The sequence below is a fragment of the Paenibacillus sp. Root444D2 genome (genome assembly GCF_001426375.1).
Classification (GTDB): Bacteria; Bacillota; Bacilli; order Paenibacillales; family NBRC-103111; genus Paenibacillus_E.
Genome location: NZ_LMEO01000031.1, coordinates 1 through 15,117 on the forward strand (window position 1 = coordinate 1; position 15,117 = coordinate 15,117).

At 45.5% G+C, this 15,117-nt stretch carries 10 protein-coding genes, 10 tRNA genes and 1 rRNA gene; 19 read left to right on the forward strand and 2 right to left on the reverse strand.

Features of this window, described 5'->3' with window-relative positions:
• From rrf to ASD40_RS18090, 15 genes are all read left to right on the forward strand, one after another.
• A 5S ribosomal RNA gene (rrf, locus tag ASD40_RS18020) occupies nucleotides 1–93 on the forward strand; the annotation flags it as partial.
• 51 nt (nucleotides 94–144) lie between these two features.
• A tRNA-Glu gene (locus ASD40_RS18025) sits at nucleotides 145–216 on the forward strand.
• Between the two features lie 14 nt (nucleotides 217–230).
• Nucleotides 231–306: transfer RNA gene (locus ASD40_RS18030), tRNA-Val, on the forward strand.
• A gap of 15 nt (nucleotides 307–321) precedes the next feature.
• Nucleotides 322–398: transfer RNA gene (locus tag ASD40_RS18035), tRNA-Asp, on the forward strand.
• A 78-nt stretch (nucleotides 399–476) separates the two neighbouring features.
• Nucleotides 477–552 (forward strand) — tRNA-Phe (locus tag ASD40_RS18040).
• A gap of 18 nt (nucleotides 553–570) precedes the next feature.
• Nucleotides 571–646 (forward strand) — tRNA-Thr (locus ASD40_RS18045).
• A 71-nt stretch (nucleotides 647–717) separates the two neighbouring features.
• A tRNA-His gene (locus ASD40_RS18050) sits at nucleotides 718–790 on the forward strand.
• A gap of 12 nt (nucleotides 791–802) precedes the next feature.
• A tRNA-Lys gene (locus ASD40_RS18055) sits at nucleotides 803–875 on the forward strand.
• A gap of 37 nt (nucleotides 876–912) precedes the next feature.
• Nucleotides 913–992 (forward strand) — tRNA-Leu (locus tag ASD40_RS18060).
• A 59-nt stretch (nucleotides 993–1,051) separates the two neighbouring features.
• Nucleotides 1,052–1,137 (forward strand) — tRNA-Leu (locus tag ASD40_RS18065).
• Between the two features lie 48 nt (nucleotides 1,138–1,185).
• Nucleotides 1,186–1,264, forward strand: a tRNA-Leu gene (locus ASD40_RS18070).
• Nucleotides 1,265–1,600: 336 nt separating this feature from the next.
• Nucleotides 1,601–4,945 (forward strand): response regulator, encoded by a 3,345-nt coding sequence (locus ASD40_RS18075; RefSeq protein WP_057304573.1) that lies wholly within the window; start codon nucleotides 1,601–1,603, stop codon nucleotides 4,943–4,945.
• Between the two features lie 636 nt (nucleotides 4,946–5,581).
• The gene (gene nagZ, locus ASD40_RS18080; protein WP_235549301.1) at nucleotides 5,582–7,243 is read left to right on the forward strand and encodes a beta-N-acetylhexosaminidase; all 1,662 of its coding nucleotides are present in this window, start codon (nucleotides 5,582–5,584) and stop codon (nucleotides 7,241–7,243) included.
• A complete protein-coding gene (locus ASD40_RS18085; RefSeq protein ID WP_057304574.1) occupies nucleotides 7,243–8,436 on the forward strand; it encodes an anhydro-N-acetylmuramic acid kinase in 1,194 nt (397 codons plus the stop codon). The genes nagZ and ASD40_RS18085 overlap by 1 nt, the downstream gene beginning before the upstream one ends.
• A 73-nt stretch (nucleotides 8,437–8,509) precedes the next feature.
• Nucleotides 8,510–9,052: a D-lyxose/D-mannose family sugar isomerase gene (locus ASD40_RS18090; protein ID WP_057304575.1), complete on the forward strand. Its 543-nt coding sequence runs from the start codon at nucleotides 8,510–8,512 to the stop codon at nucleotides 9,050–9,052.
• Nucleotides 9,053–9,065: 13 nt separating this feature from the next.
• Here the strand turns inward: ASD40_RS18090 and ASD40_RS18095 are convergent, their stop codons facing one another.
• On the reverse strand, nucleotides 9,066–9,779 hold the full coding sequence (locus ASD40_RS18095) for a FadR/GntR family transcriptional regulator (RefSeq protein WP_057304576.1): 714 nt from the start codon (nucleotides 9,777–9,779) through the stop codon (nucleotides 9,066–9,068).
• A gap of 115 nt (nucleotides 9,780–9,894) precedes the next feature.
• Here ASD40_RS18095 and ASD40_RS18100 point away from each other — a divergent pair, with 115 nt between their 5' ends.
• The 3 genes from ASD40_RS18100 to ASD40_RS18110 all read left to right on the forward strand — a co-directional run bounded on the left by ASD40_RS18100 (nucleotide 9,895) and on the right by ASD40_RS18110 (nucleotide 13,744).
• Nucleotides 9,895–11,310: an FAD-linked oxidase C-terminal domain-containing protein gene (locus tag ASD40_RS18100; protein WP_057304577.1), complete on the forward strand. Its 1,416-nt coding sequence runs from the start codon at nucleotides 9,895–9,897 to the stop codon at nucleotides 11,308–11,310.
• Nucleotide 11,311: 1 nt separating this feature from the next.
• A complete protein-coding gene (locus ASD40_RS18105) occupies nucleotides 11,312–12,637 on the forward strand; it encodes a (Fe-S)-binding protein (RefSeq protein WP_057304596.1) in 1,326 nt (441 codons plus the stop codon).
• Between the two features lie 183 nt (nucleotides 12,638–12,820).
• A complete protein-coding gene (locus ASD40_RS18110; RefSeq protein ID WP_057304578.1) occupies nucleotides 12,821–13,744 on the forward strand; it encodes an NAD-dependent epimerase/dehydratase family protein in 924 nt (307 codons plus the stop codon).
• Here ASD40_RS18110 and ASD40_RS18115 read toward each other — a convergent pair whose 3' ends face one another.
• Nucleotides 13,745–14,578, reverse strand: coding sequence for an endo alpha-1,4 polygalactosaminidase (locus tag ASD40_RS18115; protein WP_057304579.1), 834 nt, complete (start codon nucleotides 14,576–14,578; stop codon nucleotides 13,745–13,747).
• A 137-nt stretch (nucleotides 14,579–14,715) separates the two neighbouring features.
• Here ASD40_RS18115 and ASD40_RS18120 point away from each other — a divergent pair, with 137 nt between their 5' ends.
• On the forward strand, nucleotides 14,716–15,117 hold the full coding sequence (locus ASD40_RS18120) for a response regulator (protein ID WP_057304580.1): 402 nt from the start codon (nucleotides 14,716–14,718) through the stop codon (nucleotides 15,115–15,117).

Here is a 15,117-nt window from a genome sequence, read left to right on the forward strand (position 1 = left end):
CCACGCGTTCCCATCTCGAACACGACCGTTAAGCCCTCCAGCGTCGATGGTACTTGAACCGCAGGGTTCTGGGAGAGTAGAACGTTGCCAAGCAGTACCCACTAGTTGGGTATTTTTTTTGCCGCCTCTTTTGCGCGGAAATAAGGCCCGTTGGTCAAGTGGTTAAGACACCTCCCTTTCACGGAGGTAACAGGGGTTCGAGTCCCCTACGGGTCATTATCCATTAACATGAACGCTTAGCTCAGCTGGGAGAGCACTACCTTGACAGGGTAGGGGTCGGCGGTTCGATCCCGTCAGCGTTCACCATATCATGTACATTTTGGAGCTGTGGTGTAGTGGCCTAACATGCCTGCCTGTCACGCAGGAGACCGCGGGTTCGAATCCCGTCAGCTCCGCCACTAAACCCCAAAAAGTGAAGCAAAGCTTTGTAGTAAATGCCGAATACTTTCCGGGGGTCCCAATTCAACATCTTGTAAGGCTCGGTAGCTCAGTCGGTAGAGCAGAGGACTGAAAATCCTCGTGTCGGCGGTTCGATTCCGTCCCGAGCCACCATTCTTACAAACTTAATAAGCCGTTGTAGCTCAACTGGTAGAGCAACTGACTTGTAATCAGTAGGTTGGGGGTTCAAGTCCTCTCGACGGCACCACAGTACCCCAAAGTGAAGCGTTGTAATAACGCCGATTACTTTGTCGGGGCCTAGCAAGACTTATTCATATGGCGGTCGTGGCGAAGGGGTTAACGCACTGGTTTGTGGATCCAGCATTCGCGGGTTCAAGTCCCGTCGTCCGCCCATTCTTTTCAAGAGTCATTAGCTCAGTTGGTAGAGCACCTGACTTTTAATCAGGGTGTCGTAGGTTCGAATCCTACATGACTCACTATATATAGGGATCTTTAGGCGGATATTTACAACATGCGCGTATGGCGGAATTGGCAGACGCACTAGACTTAGGATCTAGCGGGCGACCGTGGGGGTTCAAGTCCCTCTACGCGCATCCCAAAGTGATGAACTGGATTGTAGCTTAGTTACTTCCAGTTCGGAGCTTTCCATTAAGCCGGAGTGGCGGAATCGGCAGACGCACAGGACTTAAAATCCTGCGGTAGGTGACTACCGTACCGGTTCAAGTCCGGTCTTCGGCATTATCTTAATTGCATGCGCGCCTTAACACATCAAGGCGCGCCATATAAGCCGGCATGGCGGAATGGCAGACGCGCTCGACTCAAAATCGAGTCCGAAAGGGTGGAGGTTCGAGTCCTCTTGCCGGTATCGTAGTATAAAGTAAAGTGGTTGAACAGGAAACTTTCCTGTTCAACCACTTTTTTTGCATACATTCCTTGGTACGGTACTGCATTCTGAATTATTTTGGCCTAGAGCCCGTATGCAATTGCCAGTACGATTGAAAGTCAGCGGCAAACTGATTCATGACTAGCGTATGGAAGGCAACAACGCGGGAACCCCTCCTATGCATCCGAAAGTGGATAAACAACCTATTGTAGAATTGGATTTAGTACCGTACCACAGATTTACATTGCAATCAAGGATAACGTCAAATCATGTCGAATAAATGAATACACAGACGTATTTCATTTGGAGGCATTACAGATGCTAAAGAGCTTTGCGCGTACATATAGTCGTTTAAGTCTACATAAACAAATCATTTTTCCATTTATATGTATACCCCTTATATTGGGAGCTATTTATTATCTTCAGGTCAATGGATTTACATCTAAAGTCACTGACAAAACCAATTTACGCGTCATCCATCATTTACAATCCGATATATTTAATCAGTTGGACAGCTATTTTAAACCGGCGGAGTATGTGAATAGTTTGAATGTCACGTTAGAGGGAAATGGTTCTCTGAACTCACAAGATGTCGATAAGTTGGGGAAGGTTTTTCTAGAAGAAGTTCGGAATAATGACTTTATTGACTATGCTTATTATGCGAATGAATCAGGCAAATTTGTATCATCTGGGGTAAATAATGGTGTTTTGGAAATTGCTTCCTCGACGGGAGAACCTTCCAACAAAGTTATTGTTAATCGAGTAAATCAATTTGGTGATTTTATGAAGGAGCTTAAGGTTGTTCCGAGCTTTGACGCTCGAAAACAATCATGGTATGAGCAAGCGAAATGGACGGGAACTACTTATTGGTCAAAAGTATATGGAGGTGTATTTGAAACTGGTCTGGGAATTACAACGTCCAAACCTTTAATATCGGTTGATGGCAAAGTTGTTGGGGTTTTTGGTACGGATATTTCTCTAGATAAGGTAGCTAGGCATATGCGAAATATTAATATTAGTAAAAATGGTCTGGCTTTCCTCATGGAGCCTACAGGAGAATTAATTGCAACTTCAACTGGAAATACCTTATTTACGAAAAAAGGGGATGAATATGAGAGAGTCAGAGCTAGCACATCAGAAAATAAAGTAATTAAAGAAAGTAATGGGTTGATCAAAGAGAAAGCTAATAATGAACTTCAGATTCGTTCGGGTAAGTATCAAATTCAGGGTGAGAATTATTTTTTAGATGTTAGTAAATATTCGTTTAATGGGAATTTTGATTGGTACTTAGTCATTGCGATACCTGAGCACGATTTGACAGAAGACATTCATACTTTGCTTCTCAAGTTTGGTATAGAGGCTCTAATTGTGCTAGTTATTTTGATCGCGCTAAGTCTCTTATTAACGAAATGGATCATTACACCTATTAAAATATTGAATGAAAAAGTGATTGATATCCGGAATGGAAATTTCGGAATTGTTATAGATAATTACCGCAAAGATGTTATTGGCGAGCTCACCAATGCATTTAATGAAATGTCCTCTAAGCTCAAGGAACGAAATCTAGAAGCACTTGATTTAGAAAATACAAATGTAAGTCTGATTGAAGAGTTATTGCAAGTTAATGAAAGCTTAGAGGAACGCATTGATAATCGCACTACGGAGCTTGAGGGCAATAATAAATTGCTGATAGAGGCAAAAGAAGCGGCTGATGCCGCAAATCGCGCCAAAAGCGAGTTTATAGCAAATATGAGCCACGAAATCCGTACACCCATGAATGCGATCCTTGGCTTTAATTACTTACTGCAGCAAACAGAGCTCACAGACCAGCAAAAGGATTACTTGGACAAAACGGTGCTATCCGCCAAGAGCCTGCTCTCCATCATTAGCGACATCCTCGATTTCTCGAAGATAGAGGCGAAGAAGATCGTCTTGGAACAAATCGATTTCGATTTGTATGAGGTGCTTAACAATATTTCGACGATGATGAGCTTTAAAGTGTTTGAAAAAGGGCTCAAGCTCCACTTCTCTGTTCATCACGCGGTTCCTCAGATGCTCAAGGGAGACCCGTTCCGATTAAATCAGGTACTGCTAAACCTGTGCAATAATGCGATTAAGTTCACGGAATACGGGGAAGTAGCCATTTCCGTCCAATTGCAATCGAGAAACGACCAAGGGATTGTGCTTCGTTTTAACGTTAGCGATACAGGGATTGGTATGACTAAGGAGCAGCAAAATCAACTTTTCCGAGGATTCACGCAAGCAGACATGTCGATGACCCGCAGATACGGGGGCACGGGCCTTGGGCTGGTTATTAGTCAAAAGTTGATCGAACTTATGGGAGGGTCAATCGACTTAGAAAGCGAGCCGGAAAGCGGGTCTTGTTTTACCTTTACCTCACGTTTTGATCAAAGCACGGGTGTATTTTTTGAAGTAGAGAAAGACTTTCATTTGAAGTTCCTTCGCGTATTACTGGTGTGCGATAGCCCCGAAATGCAATTGATTTTGAAAAGCCAACTTGAACAGCTGCAATTCATTGTCTGTGTCATCGGGTCGTTGGACAATGAGATTACTGATATTCACCGTGATTGTCGGTTTGACTTGGTACTTATTGATTGGCAGCTGGAACATGCGGATGCCGTTCAACTTGTGGATAATATCAAAACGAACTATTCGACGCCGTCTCAAGTTCTTGTGATTATCAGTGCTTATCACGAATCCCAATTGCAAGAGCTAGCTCATACGTCTGTTGTTAAGAAAGTTATGTACTTTCCCATTAGCCAGTCACAGCTGTATAACGAAATTGTGGGTTTATTTGAGCCTCAGATCTCTCATTCTTTGGAAAAGCGCATCATGCAGGACCAGGATCATGCAGAGAAATTCACAGAGCTTCGTAACGCCAACATTTTGCTAGTAGAAGATAATGAGATCAATCAAATGGTAGCCAAAGAGTTTCTAAGTGAGAAGGGGATGTTTGTCGATGTGGCAGAGAATGGTGCGGTAGCTATAAATATGGTCGAAAATAAACGATATGACGCCATATTAATGGACTTGCAAATGCCTGTGATGGACGGATATGAGGCTACGCGTCAAATCATCGAGACGGGCTACAAAGTTCCACCTATTATTGCGATGACGGCTGATGCGGTGAAGGGTGTTAAGGAGCAAGTGCTTGAAGCAGGAATGAAGGCTTATATAACAAAACCCTTTGAACCCATTGAGCTGTTCAGTGTGCTGCAGCGTGTGATTCAAAGCTCGAAATTGCAAGGCATGGCACAGGCCGCTGCCACCGTAGAAACGTATGAAACCTTGCCTGTTTTACAAGTAAAAGAAGCACTGGAGCGTTTGGGAAATAAAACGGAATTATATCATCGGATTTTGCAGCTATTTGTACAAAATCATGCAGAAACAGCCGTTGAAATTCGGGAGGCGCTTCGAGCAGACGACATCAAGAAAGCTATTTTGCTGGTCCATACGTTGAAAGGGATTGCTTCCAATATTGGGGCGATAGATCTTTCCAGCTCAGCATGTGACTTGCAGGATGCGATTCATGAATCAACTCTTGATACACAAAGTGACTATGAACAGTTGGAATCTAAGCTGATAGAAGTTAATCGCAAATTACAAGAGGTTTTGGCAGCGATAGATAACTATATGGGTTAGTAAAAAGAGACAAGCGAATGTGAATACATTCGCTTGTCTCTTTTTTTGTATAGGAAATTATGATTTGCGCAGTCTGCTGGATAAGATGTGGCATAAAGTTGGGGATAAGTGGTTGGGTTTCATCACTTGAATGATGATTTTTTCTGATAAATGATGTTGGGGTGGTTTTTTGAAGAAATGGAGAATTAGTCATATTAGTCATTCAATCGCGCCCAGGATTCACGAAGTTGTACTTCGTACAACAATTTGCTTGATTTCTTCTGTGAAAGCTCCAGATGTTGTACGCTGTACAACAATTTAGCCTATTTCTCTGTTATAGAGCTGCTTTTGGCTGGAATTGTTGTATGTTTTACAACATTCGCAGGGAAAACGGGGATTTGCCTGTCTAAAGTTGTAGAAAATACAACATTATACGGATTAGTAAGCAAATGTTTCAACATATATGTAAGTTGAGCTGCATCAACCTATACAAATCGACGAAGGATGTAAAATAAAATTTCATATTTTATATTTATATTGAAATATTATTTTGTTATTCCTATAATAATAGGTATTCGGTTCACTTTGTAAACACTTACATGACAGCTTGGAGCTGCGGGAATCATTTTGGCTTTACGAGGGGAGTTAGAAAAAGAAATGAGTAAAAACAGCATGAGCAGGAGCCAGAGAGATCTTAATGAATTGACGCTTCGGCAAAAAATCGGTCAGATGATCCTCTGTGGATTTGAAGGCACCGATATGACCGAAGATCTGGAGAATTTTATTGAACAAAACCATATAGGCGGGGTCATTTACTTCGCTCGTAATGTACAGGATACAAAGCAAGTTGCTCGGCTATCCGAGCAGCTCCAACAAGTTGCAAGACGATCTCAGAATCTGCCGCTATGGATATCCATTGATCAAGAGGGCGGCATGGTGGCTCGCTTGACGGAAGGCGTGGCGCTAATGCCAGGGCAGATGGCACTCGCTGCGGGAGCTCTTGAAGCAATTGATGGTTCAAAATCTGCCTATGAGTCTTCCTTTATTTCAGGGCAGGAATTGCGAACGCTGGGCGTTAATATGAACTTCGCACCTGTTTTGGATGTGAATAATAATCCGGATAACCCCGTTATCGGTGTACGGTCATTCGGGGAGTCTCCGGAACTTGTTGCTGAATTTGGACGTCAGTCGATGCAAGGATATCAGGATGCAGGGGTCGTTGCAACGGCCAAGCATTTCCCGGGTCATGGTGATACGAATGTGGATTCGCATCTGGATTTACCAACGATTGAGCATGCTGAAGCGCGCATTCGTGCGGTTGAATTGGTACCTTTCGTTGAATCGATCAAGAACGGCGTGGATGCTATTATGTCAGCGCACATTTATTTTCCCGCTTTAGAATCGGCAAAGCTGCCAGTCACTCTTTCGAAGTCGGTACTTACTGGACTGTTACGTGAGGAGCTCGGCTTTGAAGGAGTTATCATGACGGATTGCATGGAAATGAATGCAATCTCAGAGCACTACGGCACCGCGCCGGCGGCTGTCATGGCGGTCGAGGCAGGGGCTGATCTCGTGCTGATCAGCCATAGCCGGGACCGCCAGCTCGCGGCCATCACCGCGCTGGAGCGCGCGGTGCGCGAAGGGCGGATTACCGAAGCGCGTATTGACGCTTCGGTCGCCCGTTTGCTCGCGCTCAAGGAGCGGCGCGGCTTGTTTGATGCGCGGCCAAGTGCGGCGGCCGCGGATGAGGTCGGGACCGCAGCGCACCGCGCGGTCGCCCAACGCCTCAGCGAGGCGAGCATCACGCTCGTCAAAGACGAGCAGAAGCTGCTCCCGCTGAAGCGGGTGAAGACGCTCGCGATCACTGTGGCCGCAGCCGTTTCGTCGGGAGTCGACGAAACCTACGCGGGCCCCGCGAGCTTGGGGGCTGCGCTGGCCGAGCACGGCTTAGACGTGCTCGATCGCTTGCTGCCGCTGCCGGAGGTGGCAGCAAGCAGCGCTGGGCTGCTCGCCGAGGCGCAGCAGACGGAGCAGATCGTCATCGGGACGTACAACGCCCGATTCCATCCCGCGCAGGTCGAGCTGGTGCGTGCCCTGCAGGCGCTCGGCAAGCCGCTTGTGGTCGTCGCACTGCGAGTGCCGTACGATTTGCTGGAGCTGCCGGAGATTTCAACCTTCGTCGCGGCTTATGAAAGCCGGCCACTTGCCCTGCAAAGTGTGGCCAAGTGCTTGTTAGGTCAGCTTACTCCGCAAGGCCGGCTGCCGGTCTCGCTTGGTCTAGACTTTCCAGCAGGATGGAAATGGGAGGGTGGTCTATAATGCTGCGATCCTTATTGAATCAAACGTCTCTGACGGTTGCTGGAATCATGTCAGGTACTTCCCTCGACGGCATTGATGTCGCACTTGTTCGGATTGACGGCAGCGGCGCCCACGCAAAGGTTGAGGTGCTCCATTTTGAGAGCTTTGCCTATGAAGATGGATTACGGGAAAAGCTCAAAGAATTATGTTCAATCGAACACTCCGATGTGTCTTTGCTATGCGGGATGAACTTCGCGATAGCGGAACGCTTTGCTGATGCCGTGCTACGTACGGCGGCAGCGGCTAATATCCCCTTGGAGCGTATTGATCTTATTAGTTCTCATGGTCAGACGGTATGGCACATCCCTGTAGCGGATGAAGTCAATCCATATCTGCCGAAATCAACTTTGCAAATCGGCGATTTATCCGTCCTAGCTAAGCGGACGGGAAGACCTGTTGTTGGCGATTTTCGTACAGCGGATATGGCGGTTGGAGGTCAAGGTGCACCGCTAGCCCCATACGGGGACTTTATTATGTTCCGCCACGAGGAAAAGGGGCGTATTCTCCAAAATATCGGCGGGATTGGCAATTGCACCGCCATTCCGGCTTCAACATCGACCGATGCTCATGATCTTATCGCTTTTGATACGGGACCAGGCAATATGATTATGGACCAAGTTGTCTTTGAGCTTTCACAAGGCCGATTGATTTATGATGCGAATGGCGCATGGGCTGCTACCGGCTGTGTGGATGTAGAGCTGCTAAATAGTATGCTAGCTCATCCTTACTTTAAGCTCCCCCCGCCTAAAACTACGGGGCGTGAGCTCTTTGGTAAAGATTATGCCTCTTCTTATTTGGCTACTGCTCTTGAGCGAGGATTACCTCCTGAAGACATCGTTGCGACAGCGACTTCATTTACCGCGCATTCTATCGCCCGTGCTTACAACGAATTCGTTTTACCAGAGTATAGTATTGCCGAAGTGATTGTTAGCGGCGGCGGGGCGCATAATCAGACGCAGCTCAGAATGCTCCGAGAGCTGCTTCCGGAGCAATCCATTCTTACATCGGATGAACTTGGCTTATCGGGTGATGCCAAAGAAGCTGTCCTCTTTGCTTTGCTAGGCAACGATTGGATTCATGGCGTACCTAATAATCTGCCATCTGCTACTGGAGCAGAGCGGCCCACAATCATGGGCAAGTTAGCCCTGCCTTAGGTTCTGCCTTAGATTCTTTTGAGTTATGTTATGAGATGCATTTCCTATGGTACTTTTGGGAGGGTGAGAAGAGATGAGAAGAAGTGAGATCACGAGGGCTCAAGAGCGCACAGCAGAAGTACTGAAGCTCAGCGGTATTATGCTGACAGACAACGAAATCAGGAACATTGAAGTGGCTGACTTTGGGCTCAATCAACTAGAAGTTCAAGGGCTTGAATTAATTACCTATGTGAACACAGAACGTTATTGTGCCAAAGAATTGGTTCTGTTCCCAGGTCAAACATGCCCAGAGCATTTACATCCGCCAATCGGCAGTGATCCTGGTAAAATGGAGACTTTTCGCTGCCGATCAGGGAGCGTCTTGCTCTATGTAGAGGGAGAGGCTCCTTCCAGCCTCAAGGCAATAATTCCTGCTGGTAGTGAAACTTACTATACCGTATTTAACGAGATTGAATTGCATCCAGGCGAACAATATACGATCGAACCTGGTACTAAACACTGGTTTCAAGCAGGGGATCAAGGCGCGGTTGTTTCTGAGTTTTCCAGTACTAGCCGGGATGAGTATGACATCTTCACCGATCCCCGAATCGAGCGGATACCAGTTATAGAAGAATAAGCAGTGAAGTTTCTCAAAAGGCATCCGTTGAGATTTTGGCAAGCTTTTGAATTACTTGGTCCACTTTATGAATATGCTGCGACATTTTTTCCGCTGCAAGCTGCTCATCTTTCATCTCGATAGCATCGACGATGTCGCGATGTTCCTGAAGGAGCTTCTCAGCGGAAGCACGTTCAGCAAAAAACCATAGACGGCGAGAAGCCTTCATACTTTGCTGCAGCCGCTCCGTCAATGACTCCATCATCCCGATCATGAGGGTATTGTGGGAGGCTTTGGCAATTTCTAGGTGCAAGCAAATGTCGGCTTGCTCGCTTTCTTCTTCGTTTTCTAGCGAAGCTTCCATTGTACGGAGGATCTGCATGAGTGACGTCAAATTTTCTTCCGTACGGCGACTTGCAGCTAACGAAGCACAACCCGCCTCTATGAATCTTCGCACCTCCTGCACTTCCTGCAGCGTTTGGCCGTGATCGAAGAGGCTGCTGCTATCTATTGGCAAAGGGTTCGTAACGAAGGTGCCTCCGCCATGTCGAATATCTACCCACCCCATTGCCTTTAATCCGCTAAGCGCTTCTCTAATCGTAGAACGGCCAACCTGAAAGCTAGCTGCAAGTTCAACAACAGTTGGAAGTTTCGAACCTGGTGCATAAGTACCCGTCTCGATTTGCAATTTAATTTGCTGAAGGACGATTTCCGAGCCCTTTTGCGGTCGAATCTGCTGAAATGTCATATAATTCCCCCATGAAGTATCTATACATCTATTCAATCATAAGTTAAAATAGAAAAAAAGTCATCTGATCACATGATCAATTTGAAATAAATGAGTAGTACCATGGGAGGTATTTATGCTTGAAAGCCGCGTAAGACAAAAACTGCAGGATATTGTAGGCGAAGCATTTTTCAAAGATGATATGGAATCTCTTGTTACGCATTCCTATGATGGAACACCTATGCTCCAAGCGCTGCCTGAAGGTGTGATCTATCCCAAAGATACGGCGCAAGTATCAGCAATTATGAAGGTGTTAAATGAGCATCGCATTCCATTGGTCAGCAGAGGTTCAGGCACGAATCTTTGCGGCGGTACGGTCCCCGTTCAAGGAGGCATCGTGATGGTCATGCATCGCATGAATGCGATACTTGACATTGATTTGCAAAATTTAACGGCAACCGTTCAGCCGGGTATCATTACGAAGCAATTCATAGAGCATATTGAAAATCTTGGCTTATTCTATCCACCAGATCCAAGCAGTATGTCCATCTCGACGATAGGCGGAAATATAGCAGAATGCTCAGGAGGTCTTCGCGGCTTAAAATACGGCACTACCAAAGATTATGTGATCGGATTAGAATGTGTCCTAGCCTCAGGCGAAATTATGCGTACTGGCGGGAAGCTGATGAAGGACGTGGCCGGCTATGATTTAACGAAGCTGCTCATTGGCTCGGAGGGTACATTAGCAGTCATTACCGAAGCCACGCTTAAGCTAATACCGCCTCCCAAATATAAGAAAACGATGCTCGCCATGTACAAAGATTTATATGGAGCAGCCCGTACGGTATCCAAAATCATTGAGAATCGCATCATTCCGGCTACCTTAGAATTCATGGATAATCCAACGATTCGTGTTGTAGACGATTTCGCCAAATTGGGACTTCCGCTCGATATGGCAGCTATTTTGTTAATCGAGCAAGATGGAGATATGGAAACCGTTGAGCGGGACATCGAAAGGATCTCGGAAATTTGCCGCGAGGAGCTGGCGGATGAAGTTAGCATTGCGAGCAATCAAGAGGAAGCCCTGAAGCTGTTAACGGCAAGGAGAAGTGCTTTTACCGCACTCGCTCGTCTACGCCCAACAACGATATTAGAGGATGCGACGGTTCCACGTTCTAAGATTGCTGATATGGTCCTAGAGATTAATCGCATAGCCGAAAAGCACCGCGTGCAAATTTGTACCTTTGGACATGCAGGAGATGGCAACCTCCATCCAACCGCGACGACAGATGCCAGGGATCACGAAGAAATACATCGTGTCGAACTAGCCTTCGAAGAAATATTCGAAGCGGCTATCGGGATGGGGGGAACGATTACCGGCGAGCATGGCGTTGGTTTAGTCAAAGCGCCTTTCTTGGAATGGAAGGTAGGAAGTGCCGGAATCGCCATGATGAAAGGGATTAAGGAAGTTTTCGATCCTCACCATCTTTTAAATCCCGGTAAAATGTTTGCCAAAGAGTCCCGACGCAGGGTGGTGATTGATCGTGGCTAAGATCGCAGCAGCAACACTTCAAGAAACACTGGTACAGAAGCTGGACTACGAGCAATTAACCAATTGTATGCGCTGCGGTTTTTGTCTGCCTGCTTGTCCGACATTCAAGGAGACCGGTGTGGAAGCCGAGTCCCCACGTGGACGAATTTCACTTATGAAAGCGGCTGTGGATGGTATTATGGAGCCTGGTATCAGCTTCGAAGATCAAATGAACCATTGCCTGGGATGCCGCGCCTGTGAACCAGCCTGTCCGGCAGATGTGAAATATGGACAGTTAATTGAGCAGGCACGTGATGCGATTGAGACGCATACGAAGCAGCACAGATGGTGGGTAAGCGGTGTACGTAAGCTGGTATTCAAGGAGCTATTCCCTCATCAAAAAAGAATGAGTTTGTTGGGATCAGGCCTTCATTTCTATAAAAAATCAGGTTTGCAAACCATTGTTAGGAAAACAGGCGCTGTAAAGGTATTTTCCAAGCATTTATCCGATATGGAAACCATACTCCCTGACGCTTCCAGCAAAGGGGTCGTAGAGCAATTGGGTACCTACATTCCGGCAAAAGGGGAAAAGATGGCTACGGTTGGCATGTTCCGCGGCTGTTTAATGGATGTTTTATTTACCGAAACGAATATCAAAACGGTAAAACTGCTTTCTGAAGCGGGATTTGACGTAGTCATTCCAGAGACTCAGAATTGCTGCGGGGCCCTACATGCACACAGCGGTGAGAGTGATCAAGCGAAAGCTTTGGCCAAGAATAACATTCGCGCTTTCCAAGAAGCCGGTGTAGATTATATCGTGTCCAATGCGGGGGGCTGCGGCGCCATTCTAGTAGAGTATGATCATTTGCTTCATGAGGAGCCGGAATGGAAAGAAGCCTCGACTTGGTTCGCTGCGCGAGTGAAGGACATCAGTACGATTCTTGTTGAGCAAGGACGTCCACTCCAGTTCGCAGAGACAGTTGACGGTGGAGCTTCCACTCGCGTTACGTATCAGGACTCTTGTCATCTGCGCAATGTCATGAAAGGCAGCAATCCTTCCAGACAGCTTCTGAAAGAGGTAGGCAACGTTGCCTATATCGAAATGAAAGATGCAGGCTCCTGCTGTGGCTCAGCCGGCATTTATAATGTCACACAGCCCGTAATGGCGAACCAAATTCTTGAACATAAAATGGAAAATGTGAACGCTACTGCCGCTCAGTATCTGGTTACAAGCAACCCCGGTTGCTTGCTGCAAATGAAGCTGGGCATTGAAAAGCACGGGCAAAAAGACCGCATGGAGGCCGTCCATATTGCCGATTTTTTATATGATAGAGTCGTGAAGAATTAAATCTAAGCCAAACCAAAATAGAGACATTATCTGGAGCTATTTCATCTAGTTCGAAATAATGGCTCTTTTTATTTGTTATTTTTTCATTCTAACTACACGGAGGAGATCTATAATATAATAAAACTCAAGTCGAGTGATCTACTTTGTAGCTCATTTACGTTATCATGATGGGGGTGTGCGCTTATGAATATTTTAGTTACCGGGGGAGCCGGATTTATCGCTTCACATATTGTCGATCAATTGATCACTTCGGGGCATCACGTACATATTTTTGATAACTTATCTACAGGTCGTAAGGAAAATTTGAATCCCCTTGCTGTCTTCCATCATGGAGATTTGTTAGATAATGAATTAGCAGAGGCTTTCACCGCTGCACGCCCAGAAGTCGTGATTCATCATGCTGCACAAATCGATGTTCAAACTTCGCTCAGTAATCCTTTACTAGACGCTAAAATAAACATTCTCGGTACCCTTGCCGTCTTGGAACAATGCAGGGAGCATGGTGTCCGTAAGCTGATTTACGCTTCATCTGCAGCTGTGTATGGAACCCCGCACTATTTGGGCGTCGATGAGAAGCATCCGATAAAGCCGCTATCCTTCTATGGTATTTCTAAACATACACCGGAACACTATATAGAGAGCTTTTCTTCTCTTTACGAGCTGGATTATACGATTTTGCGTTATGCGAATGTATATGGGATTAGACAAGATCCAAAAGGTGAGGGAGGCGTAGTCTCCATTTTCGTAGATAAACTTTTAGCGGGCAAACAACCATTGATTTTTGGTGATGGGGAGCAAACAAGAGATTTTATTTATGTGAAAGATATCGTTCGCGCAAATATGGCTGCACTGAGTAAGGGCAGTCGAGGGATATACAATGTCAGTTGGAACGAGCAGACGAGTGTTAACGCTCTTCTTAAGGAAATGTGCGACATCAGCGGGATGAGCTTCAATCCTTCCTACGCACCTTCACGAGCTGGAGATATCGTTCACAGTCGATTGGATAATCGCGCTGCGCTTGCCGGTTTGGATTGGAGTCCGGTATATACATTAAGAAATGGCTTGCAGGAGACGTTTGACTATTACAAAGAGCAAAATCAATTATAACTAGTTGTCTATTTCCGTATAACCATTAGGTGCGTCTATATGTAAAAATTTTAGTTTACGGGCTTCTCTACCAGGGGAGCCCTCTTTATTTAGATGGATGGAAAATACGGTCAAGCCCTTTTTTTGTTCCTTTCGCAGTCTGTCCACTCTTGCTTTCATCCAGGCATTCTCTTTCCAATTCGCCCTCCAGTCCTCCCATAACAAACCATCAATATAAGGCAGCGCATAGTCGAGTGTATCAAAGCCGCGATTCTGAATTATGGAAAGTCCGGGATATTGATCACTAACATCTTGTAGGAAAGAACGGTAAGCTTCTCTTGTTTGGTTTTGAGTAGCTGGATCTTGAATCCAGTCATCGATATCCCCAACGGTATCAAGGAACAAACCATCCAAGCCTTTGTCTGAGATCGAAGTTTTGATTTCTGACAACAGCAGCTGACGATAGTGTGATTGCCGCAAATCTATCAAATACGAATCCCACTGCTTGAAATGGACACGCTCACCCTGTTTCAATAAATAGTCCGAAGACATTAGTTCTTTCATACGAAGCTGGTTCCAGACAGGGGTTTCCATAACGCTTATATAACCTATAACCATAGTGCCATTGGATTGAATGTCTTGTATCTGCAATTTTGAGAATAATTGAGGTTCAATAATGATAAGATCTTTGGACTTTAAGTGAATGATTGCTTGTTCAGTAGGTGCACCATAGTAGAGGGAGTAGTCTTTCACGTTTTGAAAAGGTTTAGATGCTTGGACTTGCTTCTTAAATGGGAAAGAGAAAAAGACCATGGAGACGATAATGGCAGTTGTTGTTACCCGAGATGTCTTCATCGCTTTTCACGGACCTTCCTGAAATTTGGATTAGCTTCATTATATGATAAAATATAACCTAACAACATTCAAACTTATCCTTTAACATACGTGGATTTATGACTTATGCAGCTAGATAATTGTAAGGAGTTGACAGCATGAATCACCTAGCCATCGTGGACGACGATATTGTCCTACTGCACATTTTACAGGATATATTCGAAGTGAGAGGTCTTCAAGTATCTGCCTTCAATGACCCTGTTGCTGCATTAAAAGCGATAAAGGAATTGAAACCAGACGCTGTACTGTCGGATGTTCTGATGCCGAATTTAACGGGATTTGAACTATGCCGAGAGCTTCGATCAGACAAATCCTTTGCAAAAACACCTATTTTTCTGATGAGTGCCAAGCATTCCATCGGCGAATTATCGAAGTCTATGATGTCTGGAGCCGATGAGTATATTATTAAGCCTTTTCAAATAGATGAAATCTATGAGCAATTGAAACAGTTTTATAAGAAGAAAAACAACCCCATTATTATCAGACCTTTGGATAGTTAA

What these genes read in the sequence shown, in the direction of transcription:
- ASD40_RS18115 (WP_057304579.1), bottom strand. Translation starts at nt 14,578, where the DNA reads ATGAAGACATCTCGGGTAACAACAACTGCCATTATCGTCTCCATGGTC.
- ASD40_RS18095 (WP_057304576.1), bottom strand. Translation starts at nt 9,779, where the DNA reads ATGACATTTCAGCAGATTCGACCGCAAAAGGGCTCGGAAATCGTCCTT.
- ASD40_RS18110 (WP_057304578.1), top strand. Translation starts at nt 12,821, where the DNA reads ATGAATATTTTAGTTACCGGGGGAGCCGGATTTATCGCTTCACATATT.
- ASD40_RS18090 (WP_057304575.1), top strand. Translation starts at nt 8,510, where the DNA reads ATGAGAAGAAGTGAGATCACGAGGGCTCAAGAGCGCACAGCAGAAGTA.
- ASD40_RS18100 (WP_057304577.1), top strand. Translation starts at nt 9,895, where the DNA reads ATGCTTGAAAGCCGCGTAAGACAAAAACTGCAGGATATTGTAGGCGAA.
- ASD40_RS18085 (WP_057304574.1), top strand. Translation starts at nt 7,243, where the DNA reads ATGCTGCGATCCTTATTGAATCAAACGTCTCTGACGGTTGCTGGAATC.
- ASD40_RS18075 (WP_057304573.1), top strand. Translation starts at nt 1,601, where the DNA reads ATGCTAAAGAGCTTTGCGCGTACATATAGTCGTTTAAGTCTACATAAA.
- nagZ (WP_235549301.1), top strand. Translation starts at nt 5,582, where the DNA reads ATGAGTAAAAACAGCATGAGCAGGAGCCAGAGAGATCTTAATGAATTG.
- ASD40_RS18120 (WP_057304580.1), top strand. Translation starts at nt 14,716, where the DNA reads ATGAATCACCTAGCCATCGTGGACGACGATATTGTCCTACTGCACATT.